Consider the following 16031-nt stretch of genomic DNA (forward strand, 5'->3'; position numbering starts at 1 on the left):
GAATAACGTGGCATCAGGTATGGAGCTCAGCCAGGCGGTTTTGAAACCCGGTCCATAGCTCCTGTACAATTTCGGCTGCCGGTTGAACCGACCGGATCACTGCAGCTACCTGTCCGATTTCCAGTTCGCCATTTTCAAGGTCGCCCTCAAACATGCCCTTTTTAGCCCGGCCGCGGCCCAATAGTTCCAACAATGCTGCCGGTGTAGCGCCTGCAAGTTCCAGCGCTTTTACCTGCTGGTAAAAATCGTTTTTTAATAATCGCACGGGGGTGAGCTGCTTTAGCGAGAGCGCGGTATCGCCTTCGTTGGAACTGACGATCATTTTTTTAAAATCGGCATGGCAGGATGCTTCTTCACTGGCTGCAAACCGGCTTCCTACCTGCACGCCTTCGGCACCGAGCGCAAAGGCAGCCAACATCTGTTTACCCGTTGCAATGCCGCCTGCTGCAATCACCGGTATTTCTACAGCATCCGCTACCAGCGGCACCAGTACCATGGAAGTGGTTTCCTCCCGGCCGTTATGCCCCCCTGCTTCAAAACCTTCAGCTACTACTGCATCGCAACCCGCGTCCTGTGCCTTTAGCGCAAATTTGCTGCTGCTGACCACATGTACGACCGTGATGCCTGCTTCTTTTAAAATGCCCGTCCAGGTTTTGGGATTACCGGCGCTGGTAAAAACAACCGGAACCGCTTCTTCGATAATGATCCGGATATGTGCTTCAAGGTCGGGATACAGTAAAGGCAGGTTAACGCCAAATGGATGCTTGGCAGCGGCTCTGCATTTTTGTATATGCACTTTTAATACATCCGGGTACATGGAACCGGCACCGATCAATCCAAGGCCTCCGGCATTACTCACCGCGCTGGCCAGTCGCCAGCCACTGGTCCATACCATGCCGGCCTGGATAATGGGATAGGTAATGTGGAATAGTTCTGTGATGCGGTTCTGAAACAACGGTGGTCATTTACGAGTTAAGGCCTGATCGTAAAGCAAAAGCCCGGGGCTTACTGCTTCATGCTGATGAAGATACGAAGATATTCTTTCGCTTTCGACGGATTTATAAAAATGAGCGAAACCTTTAGTGGGTATGCCACTGATAAAAAGTACATGAAACTTCGCCATCGTATGAAAATGGCTGGCCGCAGATTTTACAGCAATAGAAAGAATCGGCTGGCAGCAAAAAATCAGGATGCTGCATCAGCCGGTATTTTTTTAAAAGATAATATTGCCCCCTTACTGCGCCTAGAAGGAACTGACATTTAGTCGCCCTCCGGTGGCGCATTTGCCGGCCAGGGAAGCGGTTGGCGTGGTAGTAGTAAGAATCGCATTTTTGACAGCTGCAGCTGTGGCGCCGGGATGGGTGGAAGCGTACAGCGCAACAGCTCCAGTAACATGCGGGGTAGCCATGGAGGTGCCGCTGTATGAAGCATAACCCGATCCGATTTTGTTCCTTTTGAGATTTACGGGCACGGTTGAGTAAATGGAGGCCCCGGGAGCGCCTAAGTCTACGGTTGTACTGCCATAGTTAGAAAAACTAGCCAATGCTCCGGAGTTGGTTATAGCGGCAACCGCAATGATATTGGCATTGGGATAACTCGCGGGGTAGCTGGGATTGGCGTCGTTATTATTAGTTGAATTTCCGGCGGCTGCTACAAACAGAATGCCCGCATTATTGGCACGTTCGATAGCGTCCTGTAAGGCCTGTGAAAAACCGCCGCCGCCCCAGGAATTATTGGTAGCTACTATATTAAGGCCCTGGCTCAATTTTAAGTTGGTAAAGTAATCGATCGCTTTTATAGCATTGGCCGTGGTGCCGCCATTGGTGCCCAGGAACTTGCCGCTGAGTAGTTTAACGTTCCAGCACATTCCGGCAACACCTTTGCCGTTGCCGCCCACAGCTCCAATCGTTCCTGCCACATGCGTGCCATGATCATCGCTGGTACCGTCAAATACGGAATTATTATTGCTTACAAAGTCCCAGCCATACACGTCATCAACATACCCGTTGTGATCGTCATCCACGCCATTGCCGGGAATTTCACCTGGGTTTACGCCAGCATTCGCCTGAAGGTCTTCGTGCATGTACATATATCCTTCGTCGATGATGCCGACGTATACCGTGGCGGACCCGGTATTGCCGGAGGCCCATGCGGCTGCTGCCTGGCTGCCATAATTATTGGCGGGCGTAGTGGTGGAACCGTACATTCCCCACAGTGACCCGTTTAAAAAGTAAGGATCGTTGGATGTTGCAAAATGCTGATAGATATAATTGGGCTCTGCATATTCCACCTCGGGCATCGCCTTTAATTTTTCAATCGTAGCCATCGTTCCCGCCGTAGCTTCCAGGAGCGAAAGCCCCTCCTGGTCGCCCAGTCTTGCCATCAGTTTGGTAATGATTTTTTCTTTTAAATGCCCGTTGATCTTATTCAGGATTGCTGTCTTTTTTTCGGGAAGGATGTTTTCTTTAAATTTTACCAGTACTTCGTTGGGCTCGTAGTCAGAACCTGTGCTTAAGGCTAATTTCTGCAGATCGCCCTGGCTTTGTGCTGATAACGGCACCTCAGGGTTGAGCGCGCTATTTTTCTGGCAGCCGCAGAAGAGGATGCCCAGCGTTGCTAAAACAGCAACAAATGAAAAGATCGGTTTCATGGGAGATTATTTTGCGTTTAGAAAATTGGTTGATTAAAAGACCCATATCGAATTTACATTATATATCTTGATTTATTTTAAAGAGAGCGTCGCCATTTTTAGCGATCTCCGGGAAAAAAATCAGCAGGTGATTTAACATTTTAGCCGAAGTTTGCACTCGAAATATGGATAAAAAAAAGGTCTGGAATATTTTAAAACCGGTACTAAAAGTAATCTTTACTGTTCTGGCCTTGTGGCTGGTGTATACCAAGGTGGATCTGACTGCGGTACAGCGACTGTGGAAAGAGGCGGATAGCCGGTGGCTGATTCCCGCTGTGGCAGCCTTTATTACCTGCCAGGTTATAACCTCCTTCCGCCTTCTTTATTTTTTCAGGAATATCGGGTTGCCCATTTCTGCGGCATCCAACCTGCGTTTATTCCTGCTGGGGATGTTCTACAACCTGTTTCTTCCCAGCGGTTTGGGAGGAGACGGATATAAGATCATCGTATTAAAACAGCGGTATGACACGACGCACAAGGAGGTTTTTTCTGCCGTGTTTTTCGACCGGCTGGCGGGGTTATGGGGGCTGGGGTTCCTGGTTTCCTGTTTTAGCCTGGCCATGCCGGAAGTAAGGCAGTATAGTCTCTGGATCCTGGTGGCTTTCGGACTAGGTTCCCTGATTTATTATTGGGTACTGCGCCGGTATTTTAGCCGCATCAGCCGGCACTTTATCACCACGCACCTGCTGGGTATCTGTACCCAGTCGCTCCAGCTGGCAACCGTGGCCTTCATCCTGGCGGCATTGGGTTGTAAAACCAGCTACTGGCCTTATTTTGCTATTTTTCTTTTATCGTCGCTGGCCTCTTTATTCCCGTTTAGTATCGGCGGATTGGGGGCCCGGGAAGTAGCCATTGTATGGGGGGCAGGTACTTTTGGACTCGACAAAGACCTGGCTGTATCCGTAAGCTTAAGTTTTTACCTCATCACGATGGCAATGGCGCTATCGGCGATTTTTATTTTGTTTGGACGGGAACGGAAAAAATCATCCCCACCGGTGGTTACGAACGAGGCAAATGAGCATTCACATTAATCTGGATTATATGAACAGGAGGAAAAGAACCTGGGAGTTGAGTTACTATGGCGCATTTTTATACCGCCTCCTGCTGGTATTGGTGTTGTTTTTTATCTGTCGCTTCCTGTTTTATTTGCTGAATACGTCCTTGTTCCCGGGGATCGGGTTACAGGATTGGATCATGATTCTTACCGGCGGTTTGCGGTTTGATGTAGCCGCCATGCTTTACTTTAATGGCCTGCTGATTTTCTTAATGACATTGCCATTGCCATATGGTTTGCGCACCCATAAACGGTTTCAGCGGGTGTTGCAATGGGTATTTTATATTACAAACGGGATCGCATTATTGCTGAACTGTATCGATTTTATCTATTACCGTTTTACGTTAAGGCGAACCACAACCAGCGTTTTTAGCGAATTTTCACACGAGCAGAATAAATCAGGGCTTGCGTTTAATTTTTTGATCGACTACTGGTACGTAGTACTGATCTATATCGGGCTGATCGGCTTAATGGTGTTCCTCTACCGCCGGGTTGCAATCAGGGAACAACAGGGCCCGGTACGGAAAGCGGTCTATTTTACAAAAGCCGCATTGATCTTTGTGTTGAGTGTGGTACTGGCCATCGGCGGCATCCGTGGCGGGTTTCGGCACAGTACGCGCCCCATTACGGTGGGCGATGCCGGCGCCTATGTAAAGCGCTCGCATGAGGTATACCTGGTATTAAATACACCATTTGTATTTATCCGAACCATGGGGGTAAAACCATTGCGCGAAGTACATTATTTTTCAGATAAAGAGGTGGCGCAGCTCTATTCGCCGCTGCACGCCCCGTCAGCAGATACGGTTCCTTTTGCAAAGAAGAATGTGGTCATCATCATTCTTGAAAGCTTTGGTAAAGAGTCGGTAGGATTTTATAATAAGGATCTTGATAAGGGCACTTATACCGGGTTTACACCCTTCCTGGATTCACTGGCTTCGGTAAGCAAGATCTACTGGAATTCTTTTGCCAATGGCCGTAAGTCGATTGATGCGATCCCCTCGATCTTTTCCAGTATTCCCAGCGGGCTCGATCCCTTTGTATTAACGCCCTATGTTTCGGACAGTACCAGAAGCTTACCCAAACTGCTGGCGCAGGAAGGGTATCACACTTCTTTTTTCCATGGCGCACCCAACGGATCGATGGGCTTCTTATCCTATACGAAGATGATCGGCATCGAGCATTATTTTGGCAAAACGGAGTATAACAATGACGCAGATTTTGATGGTATCTGGGGCATCTGGGATGAGCCGTTTTTCCAGTTTTTTGCGCAAAAGCTGGCCGGTTTCCCGCAGCCGTTCTTCTCCGGGATTTTTTCGGTATCCTCACACCATCCGTTTAAAGTGCCCAAACAATATGAAGGCCAATTTAAAAAAGGTCCCTTGCCGGTTATGGAATGTATCAGTTATACCGACCTGGCGTTGCGGAAGTTTTTTGGCAAAGCGCAACAGCAGCCCTGGTTTAAAAACACGCTTTTCGTAATCGCAGCAGACCATGCTACGGTTTCGTATCACGCCGAATATCAGAATGCCTGGGGCGATATTGCCATTCCCATTCTTTTATATGCGCCGGGCGACAGCAGTTTCCGTGGCATTGATTCGGGGGTGATCCAGCAGTTGGATATTATGCCGACTGTACTGGGATACCTGCACTATAAGAAGCCGTACCTGGCGTTCGGTGAAAATGTATTGCAGCGGCAGGGGCCGGGTTTTGCCTTTCAATATTCCGGCGGATACCGATGGATCGAAGGCAATCAATTATTATTTTTTGATGGGAAAAAACCGACCGGTCTGTATGATTTTAAAACGGACCGGCTGATGAAGACCGATCTGTTGCAGGATTCTGTAAAGCGGGCGGCGGCCATGGAGCAGCGGGTTAAAGCATTTATACAGCAATACAATAACCGGCTGATCCGGAACCAGCTGATTGCGCCGGGGGGGTAGGTTTTTGTTTCAGGTTCAAAGTTTCAGGTTGGGTTCCGTTTTTATGCTTGATGATCTATCACTATACACTATTGCCCTTGCCTGGGAGAACATGCAGACTGGAGGGAACTGATAGCTGAAGACGAAAAAGCTGAACGCTAAATGCTGTTTCAAGTTTAACGTTCAACTTCAACGGTTAAAGTTGGGCTCCGGGTCCATACCTGATACCCTATCTCCAATCCTAGTTGTGTCAACTGAAGACTGAAAACCTGATAACCGATGCCCAAGGCTGAATGCTAAAAGCTGTTTAAGTTTAACGTTCCACACGTGCCCGCTGTGGTGAGTTGGATCCGTTTTTATATCTGATATAAGATGTCAAAGATCTATCGTCCAACGTCTATAGAATATCGATCGAAAGGAAATTCACGGAGCAGGAACGGATCGTCATTCGCACAGCCTCATATTTCCAATTCTTAAATTATTCTCCATTAACCTTGATCTCGTAAAAATTGCTGGCAAAATTTCCCGTGATATAATCATTTACAAATGAAAACAGCAACCGGTATTTGCCGCCCTGCTGCGGGGCCTTAACAAGGATGCTTAACTGCAGGCTTTCTCCCGGCTGAAGGGTACGCGGTGGCAGTGCAAAGCTGGAATCTGAATTGATGAAATTGTATTTCTCGATCAGGAAAGCATAGTCCACTCGCAGCTTTGGTTCCAGCTCCTGGGCCTGGCTGCTTTTATTGGTAATGGTTAGGGGTATCTGTTGCAGACTCCCGGCTTTCATTTCTTTGGTGGGATTCGGTACGGAGATGCGCAGCCCGTTCAGACTATGATATTTCAGCAGCGGCAATAATCTGCCTGTATTATAAGCTGTTGAAACCTCAATGCCGGCTCCCGGTTGCAGATCCGGGCTCTGTGTGTAATAATATACGTCCCTGCCATTTAAGAACTGGTCATCCGTAATGTTGAAATTGGTTTTGCGGTAGCCCTTGTCATTATAGCCGGTTGTTTGCACATCCGGATGATAAAATTTATACAGCGAAGGCAACGCATAGGAATTGGAAAATACGACAGGCCTGCCGTTTGCTTTTTGATAAACAGTATCCGCCCATAACCGGGCATAAGAAAAGGACCGGAAATGTTTGATGTGGTTGGCAGGTCCGTTGGGGATCAGGAACAGAATCCGGGCCAGTAAGATGAGCCCGATATTGCACCAGGCGATTTTTAAAAACAGCCGCCTGAATTTTTCACTCCTGTTATCTACCAATGATAAGAACAATGCTATATACGAGATGCCGGCGATCATCGTCCAGTGCGGCTCTACCGTGTTTTTGAAGGAAGAGAAAAGGAAGAAGCCAAGTGTACCTGCAAACATAAAAAGATGGGCACGCATCAATGCGCCCCGGATCTTCAGTTTGAAAATAGAAGCATAGAACAACAGGGAGATCAGCGGACCCCAGATCAGGATCTGCCCCAACAAATAATCGGTGGTATAGTTGATCCGGTACTTTTTGGCGATGCGTTCAATCAGATGGAAACGCACGGTGGGCCAGTCGTTCATATATTGCCAATAAAGATGTGGCAGGAAGAACAGGGATACCAGTAGCACAATCAGCCAGAAATATTTATTGCCCAATAATTTTAAATTCGATAGTACTACAAATCCAACGAGGAGAATGCCGTGGTATTTACTGTAAAACATTCCGGTGATGGCGAGGGCCAGCCAGAGGCTGTTACGGAAATTGTTATGATTCAGAAAATGTTTGTATTTCAAAAAGAACAGAGCAGCGAAAAAGAAAAGCGCGGCATCGGGCGTAGTGATAAATGCATATACATTCAATACCAGGGTAGCTGCATAAAGCAGGATAAACCACCGGACCTTTTGCAGGTAGTTCGGAAGCCCTCTGTAAATAAGCGGAATAGAAAAGGTGGATAATAGAATGGTTCCAAGGCGGGTAAAGAACGGGCCATGTCCCAGGGATTCTCCCAGCCGTATAAAAAGCGTAACCATCGGCGGGTGGTCGAAGTAACCCCATTGCAGGTGTTGTGATAACATCCAGTAATAGGCCTCATCTCCGTCGATACCCAGGAAAGCAGCCTGCAGGCTGTTGATAATAAACCACAGGATCATAAAACCCGCGAGCAACCGGCTTTCGCTGGTTCTTGTTTGGGTGAATTCCGCGCTGCCGGAAGAAAGGGAAGAAGCTATGTCTGTATGTGCAGGCATAATAGGGATGTCTGTTTTTGCGAAAATACTAAATAAGACTGAAGCACTTCTTATGGTTATGTTATGTTGTTGTGCGGGGTAACAAAATGGTGTGGTTCTAAATACCATGAAGCATGGGATGAAAGACAGGAAGAAAAATGCTTGTTGCCTTGTCTTTCTGTATGCTTTGTGTCCTTTAGGCTTTGCGGCTTCTTTTAATGACCATATCCCAGCGAAATACTGATGCCGATGATCATCATAACAATTAGGGTGATCGTCACATATAGGTAATCTTTTTCAATCATGAACGAGAAAAATGACAATACCAGGCGTGCTGCAGGTGTCAGAAAAAGCAGGATGATTCCTGAAAATATAATGGCCCTGCCGCTGCCCACTTTAATGCCGGTGATGATTTCCTTGATCAGTTGCCCGATATGCCTGTCGTTTTCGATGAAGCTGCTGTATTGAGCGGGCTCATGGCCATGTCGCAACAGGTAGATGATGCCACCGACTGCACCAACGCTCAGGGCCAGCCATACGCCGTAACGGAGCAGGTTGCCTACAATGGTCTGCAATGTTTTATCGGAGAAACGGTTTCTCTGCATCATGGGTTTAAATTTTTCCGGCGATGCCGTGATAAATCATATTAAGGGCCAATACCAGGATGATCACAGCAAAAAACAACCGGAGCTTTTTGGGGTTAGACCGGATCAGGATCCTGGACCCGGAGATGGAGCCGAAGAGCACTCCGATCATCGTGGGCATGCAAATACCCGGCTGCACATATCCTTTTTGTAAATAGATCACTGTGCTGGCAATGGCCGTTACGCCCATCATAAAATTGCTGGTGGTGGTAGATACCTTAAACGGGATGCGCATGATGTTATCCATTGCAATTACCTTGAAAGCGCCGGATCCGATACCCAACAGGCCCGACATCATGCCTGCAATCCCCATCATTCCAAAGCCTCCCAATACATTCCTGGTGCCATACCGGATCTGCCGGCCACCGGCGTCAGGATAACTGCCATCCAGTCTTAGTTTCCGGGCAAGCGGACTGCTTTGTGTTAAAACCTGTTCTTCCTTTTTTCGCAGGGAGTTGATTGAGGAAAAGATCAGAGTGAGTCCGAACAGTACAGCGATGAATGAACCGGGTGCAATAGTAGAAATGAGGGCTCCGCAAACAGCGCCGGTGGTGGTGGCAATTTCAAGGAAGATGCCCAGCCGCATATTGGTAATGCCTTCCCGTACATAGGCGGCGGCCGATCCGGAAGATGTGGCGATCACAGAAACCAGCGCGGCACCAACGGCATAATGAATGTCGACCCCCAGGCCGATCGTAAGCAACGGAATGATGATAATACCGCCTCCCAGACCGGATAAGGAGCCGATCAATCCGGCCACAAAGGCGCCCAGCAACATGATGCATGTAAATGCGAGTATGGTCATTTGTAAAAAATCGGTGAGCGAATATTTCGAAGGTAGGAAGAAATCGTTAAGGACCTGTACCCGATTGATAAACGGCGGATGGCTGCCGGCAAAAAAAAATGGGGTTAACTAACCCCATTTACCTCAACTTCTTTATTGATCTTCTGGATCAGGCCCTGTAATACTTTACCAGGTCCGGCTTCCGTAAACCGGGTAGCGCCGTTGGCGATCATCGACTGTATACTCTGTGTCCACCGCACTGCACCGGTAAGCTGGGCAATCAGGTTTTCTTTGATTTCTTCTTTATCCATTACCGGTTTGGCGACTACGTTCTGGTAGATAGGGCAAACCGGCTGATGAAAAGCTGTTTTTTCTATAGCTTCCTGCAGCTCTTTCCGTGCCGGCTCCATCAGGGGAGAGTGAAAAGCGCCGCCCACAGGCAACACCAAGGCCCGCTTGGCTCCGGCTGCCTTCATGCGTTCAACTGCTATTTCAATACCTTTAATCGTTCCGCTAATCACCAGCTGGCCCGGGCAGTTGTAGTTTGCAGCCACAACGATTTCCCCGGTTTCGTCCTGGATCGCTTTACAGATCTCCTCAACTTTTTCATCTGGCAGGTTCAATACAGCAGCCATCGTGGAAGGCTGCAGCTCGCAGGCATGCTGCATGGCGTTGGCCCGTACGGCTACCAGTTGCAGCGCATCTTCGAATGCCAGCACATTGTTGGCTACCAATGCCGAAAATTCACCGAGGGAGTGTCCCGCAACCATATCGGGCCGGTTGTTCTCCATTACCTTATAGGCTACAATGGAATGTAAAAACACCGCCGGTTGCGTCACTTTTGTTTCCTTCAGTTCTTCTGCAGTTCCTGTAAACATGATGTCGGAAAGACGGAACCCTAAGATTTCATTGCCTTGTTCAAACAATTTCTTCGCGAACGCATTGTTTTCATAATGCTCTTTTCCCATCCCGGTAAATTGCGATCCCTGTCCGGGAAAAACCACTGCCTGTTTCATATTCACTTATTTATTTTGGTTCGTTTTCTTTAACTTAATCGTGCACTGATGAGCTTTAAAAATTCGCTCCGCGTAGAGTTCTTCTGAAACTCGCCGTCAAATGCAGAAGTGGTGGTTTCCGAATTCTGCTTTTGAACGCCCCGCATCATCATGCAAAGGTGCTTTGCTTCAATTACTACCGCCACCCCCAGCGGATTTAATGTTTCCTTAATAGCGTTCATGATCTGTACCGTAAGGCGTTCCTGTACCTGCAGGCGGCGCGAATATACATCTACGACCCGCGCTATTTTGCTCAGGCCGGTGATCCAGCCATTGGGGATGTAGGCTACATGTGCTCTTCCAAAGAAAGGAAGCATGTGGTGTTCACAAAGGCTGTACAGTTCAATATCCTTTACAATGATCATTTCGCTTACATCTTCATGAAATTTCGCAGAATTGATGATCTCATGCGCATCCAAATGGTAGCCCTGTGTTAAAACCTGCATAGCCTTGGCTACACGCTCAGGCGTTTTTAAGAGGCCTTCCCGCTCCGGGTCCTCCCCAAGTTGCGTGATCGCTTGTTTGTAATGATGAACGAGTGCATCGGTTACAGATTCATCATATATATCTTCTTTTTTATAAGCCATAGTTGCCGGCAATTTAAGATGATGGGTACTCTACAAAATTCCTCGGCGTTTCATACAGGCGGATCATCAGGTCATGATCGCTTTGGATATGGGGCCGCAGGATATTGTAAATTACAATTGCAATGTTCTCTGCAGTAGGGTTTGTATGCTTAAATTCATCAGTGTCCAGGTTCAGATTCCGGTGGTCAAACTTCTCAATCACATTTTTTGCTACCAGCTCGCTCAACACCTTCAGATCGATCACAAAGCCGGTTTGAGGATCCACTTCTCCGGTTACCTTTATTTCCAGCTCGTAGTTATGACCGTGGTAATGCGGTAGCGAACACTTCCCGAAAACGCGTTCATTGGTAGCATCATCCCAGGCCGGATTAAAGAGCCGGTGCGCCGCGTTAAAATGCTCCTTCCTGAATACGGATACTTTCATACTGGACGAATGGTGTGTACAAACTTAACCAAAATACTCCACATAAATCCTGGGGGTCTCATACAGTTTTATGCAGTGGAGGAGTACGCCCTGCGGCAAATGAGGGGTCAGTTCATTCCAGATTGCAATAGCCAGATTTTCTGTACTGCATAATTTCCCTTTCATAAAATCAACATCCTCATTCAGATTGCGGTGATCCAGTTTTTCAATAATATGATCTTTAATGATCTCGCTCAATTTTTTTACGTCATATACAAAGCCGGTGTCCGGATCAGGCTCGCCTTTTACGGTAATGTATAATTCGTAGTTATGCCCGTGCCAGTTCTTATTCGCACATTTGCCAAAAACCTGCTCATTCTGCGCTTCTGTCCAGGCGGGATTAAAAAGCTTATGAGCGGCATTAAAGTGTTCAATTCTTGTGAGATATACCATAATCAAAAATAAGTAAGCCGGTTTCCTCCGGCTTTTGAAGCTGGTTATCCGGTAAAAAAGATGCCACCTTCAAAAAAACAGACTGCAAAGGTAACATTTCCCCCAATTATAAAAATGCCGAACTTCGCGGGCAGAACATTTTTACCAAGATTCAGTTGTCAGAACGGTTAAAACCGGGCACTGACGCTATAGTGAAACGGAATATGCAGGAAAAAATATTATTGGTGGCCGCCACCGAACTGGAAATAAAGCCGTTAAATTCTTTTCTAAAAGAACAGCGGAACATTGACGTACTCATCGCAGGTATTGGCAGCGCAAGTACCGCATATTGGCTCACGCGGCAATTGGCCCGGGAGCGCTATGCACTTGTGTTACAGGCCGGCATTAGCGGCAGCTTTGTGAACAGTCATGCTCCGGGAACCGTTGTGGTGGTTCAAAACGAGTGTTTTGGAGACCTGGGCGTGGTGGAAGCCGGCTGCCGTAAATCGGTTTTTGACCTGCAACTGGCCAGTGAAGATGCGCCTCCATTTACCGGGGGAAGGCTTCAAAACCCGCACCGCCGGTTGATGGAGCTTACTGGATTGGCGCCTGTAAGCGGCGTTACGATCAATGAAATTACAACTGCAGCAGATACCGTCCGGTATTTTAAAGACCAACTGGGGGCAGAGATAGAATCGATGGAGGGCGCAGCATTGCATTATGTAGCAATTATGGAGCAGGTGCCTTTTCTCCAGGTAAGGGCCGTGTCTAATTATGTAGGGGAGCGGGATAAGGCAAAATGGGCGTTGAAAGCGTCTGTTTCAAATTTGGCGGAACATACCGAACGGCTTTTAAAACTGTTTACTACGCTGCCCTGAACCTTTTTTGCAACTTCCTGTTTTAAGAATGAATAAGAAATATATATGAAACTCAAACTGGGGTTTTCGCCCTGTCCGAATGACACGTTTATTTTTGATGCACTGGTAAACGGGAAGATTGACACCAAAGGTATTGAATTTGACGCCGTGCTGGAAGATGTGGAGACACTGAACCGCTGGGCACTTGAGGAAAAGCTGGATGTGACCAAGCTTAGCTTTCCCGCTTATTTTAAAACAAAAGATCAGTATGCCTTATTAAACTCCGGGAGCGCTTTGGGAAAGGGAGTGGGGCCCCTGCTGATAAGCGGACGCCGACAGCCTTTTTCGGAGGCTGCCATCAATAATGCCACGGTGGTGTTGCCTGGTGTAAATACAACGGCGCATTTGCTTTTTAGTTTTGCTTATCCAAACGCACCTCATAAATCATTTGGCGTATTTCACGAAATAGAAGATGCGGTGGTAGAGGGCCGGGCCGAGCTGGGTGTGATCATTCACGAGAACCGGTTTACCTATCAGGACAAAGGCCTGGTAAAAGTAACCGACCTGGGTGAATACTGGGAGCAGGCGATGAATGTACCCATTCCCCTGGGAGGGATTGTGATAAAGAAGTCTCTGGGCGATGCCGTTTTCAATCAGGTGGATACGCTGATCCGAAAAAGCCTCCAATATGCATTTGACCGGTATCCGGAAGTATCTGCTTATGTAAAAGAACATGCACAGGCGATGAGCGAGGAGGTAATGCGTAAGCATATCGACCTGTATGTAAATGACTATAGTTTAGATCTGGGCAGCGAGGGCCGGGCTGCGGTAGATACCTTATCGGAAGTTTATAGCCGGCTGCATACAAACGCCTGAACACTTATTCTAAACGCAGCTGCTGATGCCGGGAAAGTAAGGCCACCGTTTGATCGCTGGTATATGTCTTACCATTAAACGCACGTACTTTCCGGATACCCCGGAGCGCATTGGTGAGAAATAGCTCGTCGGCCTCTTCCAGCAGCTCACGTGTACAGGAGCGCTCAGTGATCTGCGGTTCTGCCGCCAACAGGTACGACCGGAATACCCCCTCTACGCAGCCATCGGCAACAGGTGGCGTAAATATCGACCCGTTTTTGATCCAGAACAGATTGGAGATGACGGTTTCGATGATGGAGCCTGCTTTATTTTGAATTACACAATCATCCCAGCCCTGCCGTTTACAAAATTGTGCAGCGCGACTGTAAATAAAGCCGCTGGAAAGTTTTAATGCCGAAAAGCGATGGGCGTCCTTCTGTAGTTCGTCATAAACCCCAAGCGATATTCCTTCATCAGCATCCGGTGTCGTAAACGGATGTGCCTCTGCCAGGTAGTATACACAGGATTGATCAAAAAGCCCACCGTTCCCGTTTGAGAATGACAGGCGCACCCGGGCCTGCGCAGCGCATTGATTGCGTACACAGAGTTCCAACAGCTGGGCATAAAGCCCTTCGATTGTAATACCTTCTGCAAAGGCGTATCCCAATAGCGACATACTCCGCAGGATTCTGTCCCGGTGAAGGTCCCAGAGCGGTATCTGCCCATGATGTACCCGAAGCGTTTCAAAGAAGCCGTCTCCGTAACGGTAGCTTTTATTGGCCGCATCAATTGCTGGGAACGCTGCATCTGCAAAAACACCGTTAAAACATATATAACGCGTCATCATATAAAAAACCGGAGTATGGATTGTATATTATCTGGGAGTGGAAGCGCTTCGCGAGCCTGGTTCCGATGCCGGAGATTGGGTGCGGGCGGTATCAGTGGCAGGAAGTGTTTCTGCCTGTTTGGCCCGTTTTTGCTGCGCATTGATTGAGTCTAGCATCGCCACAAATACATCGGGCTTACGTTGGTAATATTCGAGACTTTTCTCAAACTCTTTTTTGGTAATCTTATGCAAAGAGAAGATTTGTTTCAACACCTGCTGATTTACCACGGCGCGGTTCAGATCCGGGTGGCGGTAATATACATAACCGTTTACAAATTCGCCGCCCTGGGCAATATCCCATAATACAGCCTGCATTTTATCCTGCGGTAAAACGTCTTTTGGCCGTCCCAATCCGCAGGCGGCAAACATCAAGCACCAGAGCAGTAAGGGTAATAATTTGTTCATATCGTTGTTGTGCCCGTTTTTAGAATCGTATCGATGATATCCTTTGCCACGGCCTGTTTTGACTTGGATGCAAAGCCGGTTTTTTCACCTGTTTTTGAATAGATGGTTATTTTATTCGTATCTGCGCCAAAGGCGGCGCCGTCGTTTAGCGAATTCAGCACGATATAGTCCGCATTTTTTTTATGCAGCTTTTCAAGCGCATGCACTTCCTCGTTATTCGTTTCGAGGGCAAAGCCCAGGAGTACCTGGCGACTGTTTTTTACAGCGCCCAGAGCGGCCAGGATATCCCGGGTTTTTACCAGGGTGAGCTCCAGGTCATTTTCCTGTTTTTTTATCTTGGTATCACTTACCGTTGCAGGCCGGTAATCCGCAACTGCTGCAGCCATCAGGGCTATATCGGCCGAAGGAAAATGATCCATGCAGGCCCGGTACATTTCTTCTGCAGACACCACTTTAATAAGGGTAATTCCCGAAAGATCCTGCTGCATAACAGCAGGGGCCGGGCCCAGTACCAGTACCACATGGGCACCACGCTGCCGGCATTCCTTTGCCAGGGCATAGCCCATTTTTCCTGAAGAGTGATTGCCGATAAAGCGCACCGGATCGAGTGCCTCCTGTGTAGGCCCTGCTGTTACCAGCACTTTTTTGCCTTTCAGGTCTTTGCCGGGCATATTTTCAAAAAAAGCTTCTATTTGCCGGAGGATGGTTTCCGGCTCTTCCATGCGCCCGTCTCCGATCAGTCCACTGGCCAATTCGCCGTAGCCAGGAGTGAGCACAATATGTCCGAACGCTTTCAACTGTTCGATGTTTTTCTGAGTTGCAGGGTGATGCCACATATCCTCGTCCATTGCAGGAGATACCATTACCGGGCAGGTGGCCGACAGGTATACGGAAAGCAACAGGTTGTCGCAGTGTCCCTGTGCCATTTTTGCCAGCGTATTGCAACTCAGCGGTGCTATCAGCAAAAGGTCGGCCCATCGCCCCAGCTCCACATGGTTGGCCCAGGTATTGCCGGATGCTATGTCGATGAGTACCTCGTTTTTTGAAAGGGTAGAAAGCGTAAGCGGAGATACGAAATCGCGGGCGGCGGGCGTCATCATCACTTTTACAACAGCCTTTTGTTTTACCAGCAGGCGCACCAGGTGAACGATCTTGTATGCAGCAATGCTGCCGCTGACCCCGATGGCTATTTTCTTCCCTTCTAACATGTATCAAAAATAAGTCATCGGCTTGGAATACAGATGTAATAAAA

At 48.0% G+C, this 16031-nt stretch carries 17 protein-coding genes; 5 read left to right on the forward strand and 12 right to left on the reverse strand.

The genetic code is table 11. The annotated features are described in order from the left end of the window. Nucleotides 1-13: 13 nt before the first annotated feature. Nucleotides 14-955 carry an NAD(P)H-dependent flavin oxidoreductase gene (locus LL912_RS21910; protein WP_235555751.1) on the reverse strand — a complete coding sequence of 314 codons (942 nt, stop codon included), beginning with the start codon at nucleotides 953-955 and terminating at the stop codon, nucleotides 14-16. Nucleotides 956-1066: 111 nt separating this feature from the next. On the opposite strand from LL912_RS21910, the gene LL912_RS21915 reads away from it, so the two are divergent. Beyond that, nucleotides 1067-1264: a hypothetical protein gene (locus LL912_RS21915; RefSeq protein ID WP_235555752.1), complete on the forward strand. Its 198-nt coding sequence runs from the start codon at nucleotides 1067-1069 to the stop codon at nucleotides 1262-1264. Here the strand turns inward: LL912_RS21915 and LL912_RS21920 are convergent. Beyond that, the gene (locus tag LL912_RS21920; protein ID WP_235555753.1) at nucleotides 1244-2650 is read right to left on the reverse strand and encodes a S8 family peptidase; all 1407 of its coding nucleotides are present in this window, start codon (nucleotides 2648-2650) and stop codon (nucleotides 1244-1246) included. The genes LL912_RS21915 and LL912_RS21920 overlap by 21 nt on opposite strands. Nucleotides 2651-2814: 164 nt before the next feature. On the opposite strand from LL912_RS21920, the gene LL912_RS21925 reads away from it, so the two are divergent. After that, nucleotides 2815-3720: a lysylphosphatidylglycerol synthase transmembrane domain-containing protein gene (locus LL912_RS21925; RefSeq protein WP_235555754.1), complete on the forward strand. Its 906-nt coding sequence runs from the start codon at nucleotides 2815-2817 to the stop codon at nucleotides 3718-3720. 10 nt (nucleotides 3721-3730) lie between these two features. After that, nucleotides 3731-5683: an LTA synthase family protein gene (locus tag LL912_RS21930; protein ID WP_235555755.1), complete on the forward strand. Its 1953-nt coding sequence runs from the start codon at nucleotides 3731-3733 to the stop codon at nucleotides 5681-5683. 457 nt (nucleotides 5684-6140) lie between these two features. Here the strand turns inward: LL912_RS21930 and LL912_RS21935 are convergent, their stop codons facing one another. The 7 genes from LL912_RS21935 to LL912_RS21965 form a co-directional block, all read right to left on the reverse strand. Next, nucleotides 6141-7892, reverse strand: coding sequence for an ArnT family glycosyltransferase (locus LL912_RS21935; protein ID WP_235555756.1), 1752 nt, complete (start codon nucleotides 7890-7892; stop codon nucleotides 6141-6143). Between the two features lie 194 nt (nucleotides 7893-8086). Next, nucleotides 8087-8479 carry a DUF1634 domain-containing protein gene (locus LL912_RS21940; protein ID WP_235555757.1) on the reverse strand — a complete coding sequence of 131 codons (393 nt, stop codon included), beginning with the start codon at nucleotides 8477-8479 and terminating at the stop codon, nucleotides 8087-8089. A 4-nt stretch (nucleotides 8480-8483) separates the two neighbouring features. After that, a complete protein-coding gene (locus tag LL912_RS21945) occupies nucleotides 8484-9320 on the reverse strand; it encodes a sulfite exporter TauE/SafE family protein (RefSeq protein WP_235555758.1) in 837 nt (278 codons plus the stop codon). A gap of 104 nt (nucleotides 9321-9424) precedes the next feature. Continuing rightward, nucleotides 9425-10315: an ACP S-malonyltransferase gene (gene fabD, locus LL912_RS21950; protein ID WP_235555759.1), complete on the reverse strand. Its 891-nt coding sequence runs from the start codon at nucleotides 10313-10315 to the stop codon at nucleotides 9425-9427. A gap of 29 nt (nucleotides 10316-10344) precedes the next feature. Beyond that, nucleotides 10345-10941: a GTP cyclohydrolase I FolE gene (gene folE, locus LL912_RS21955; protein ID WP_235555760.1), complete on the reverse strand. Its 597-nt coding sequence runs from the start codon at nucleotides 10939-10941 to the stop codon at nucleotides 10345-10347. A 13-nt stretch (nucleotides 10942-10954) separates the two neighbouring features. Beyond that, the gene (locus LL912_RS21960) at nucleotides 10955-11365 is read right to left on the reverse strand and encodes a 6-pyruvoyl trahydropterin synthase family protein (protein WP_235555761.1); all 411 of its coding nucleotides are present in this window, start codon (nucleotides 11363-11365) and stop codon (nucleotides 10955-10957) included. Between the two features lie 24 nt (nucleotides 11366-11389). After that, nucleotides 11390-11797 carry a 6-pyruvoyl trahydropterin synthase family protein gene (locus LL912_RS21965; RefSeq protein ID WP_235555762.1) on the reverse strand — a complete coding sequence of 136 codons (408 nt, stop codon included), beginning with the start codon at nucleotides 11795-11797 and terminating at the stop codon, nucleotides 11390-11392. A gap of 203 nt (nucleotides 11798-12000) precedes the next feature. Here LL912_RS21965 and mqnB point away from each other — a divergent pair, with 203 nt between their 5' ends. Then, nucleotides 12001-12654, forward strand: a complete 654-nt coding sequence (gene mqnB, locus LL912_RS21970) for a futalosine hydrolase (RefSeq protein ID WP_235555763.1) — start codon at nucleotides 12001-12003, stop codon at nucleotides 12652-12654. A gap of 45 nt (nucleotides 12655-12699) precedes the next feature. Further along, nucleotides 12700-13509 carry a 1,4-dihydroxy-6-naphthoate synthase gene (locus tag LL912_RS21975; protein WP_235555764.1) on the forward strand — a complete coding sequence of 270 codons (810 nt, stop codon included), beginning with the start codon at nucleotides 12700-12702 and terminating at the stop codon, nucleotides 13507-13509. Between the two features lie 4 nt (nucleotides 13510-13513). On the opposite strand, the gene LL912_RS21980 is transcribed toward LL912_RS21975, so the two are convergent. Genes LL912_RS21980 through coaBC form a run of 3 tightly spaced genes read right to left on the reverse strand, consistent with a single transcriptional unit; the run spans nucleotide 13514 to nucleotide 15987 of the window. Then, the gene (locus LL912_RS21980) at nucleotides 13514-14335 is read right to left on the reverse strand and encodes an aminotransferase class IV (RefSeq protein ID WP_235555765.1); all 822 of its coding nucleotides are present in this window, start codon (nucleotides 14333-14335) and stop codon (nucleotides 13514-13516) included. Between the two features lie 27 nt (nucleotides 14336-14362). Further along, nucleotides 14363-14779 carry a DUF4296 domain-containing protein gene (locus LL912_RS21985; RefSeq protein WP_235555766.1) on the reverse strand — a complete coding sequence of 139 codons (417 nt, stop codon included), beginning with the start codon at nucleotides 14777-14779 and terminating at the stop codon, nucleotides 14363-14365. Continuing rightward, nucleotides 14776-15987: a bifunctional phosphopantothenoylcysteine decarboxylase/phosphopantothenate--cysteine ligase CoaBC gene (gene coaBC / locus LL912_RS21990; RefSeq protein ID WP_235555767.1), complete on the reverse strand. Its 1212-nt coding sequence runs from the start codon at nucleotides 15985-15987 to the stop codon at nucleotides 14776-14778. The genes LL912_RS21985 and coaBC overlap by 4 nt, the downstream gene beginning before the upstream one ends. Nucleotides 15988-16031: the final 44 nt, after the last annotated feature.

Source organism: Niabella agricola, from assembly GCF_021538615.1.
In the GTDB taxonomy this organism is placed as follows: Bacteria; Bacteroidota; Bacteroidia; order Chitinophagales; family Chitinophagaceae; genus Niabella; species Niabella agricola.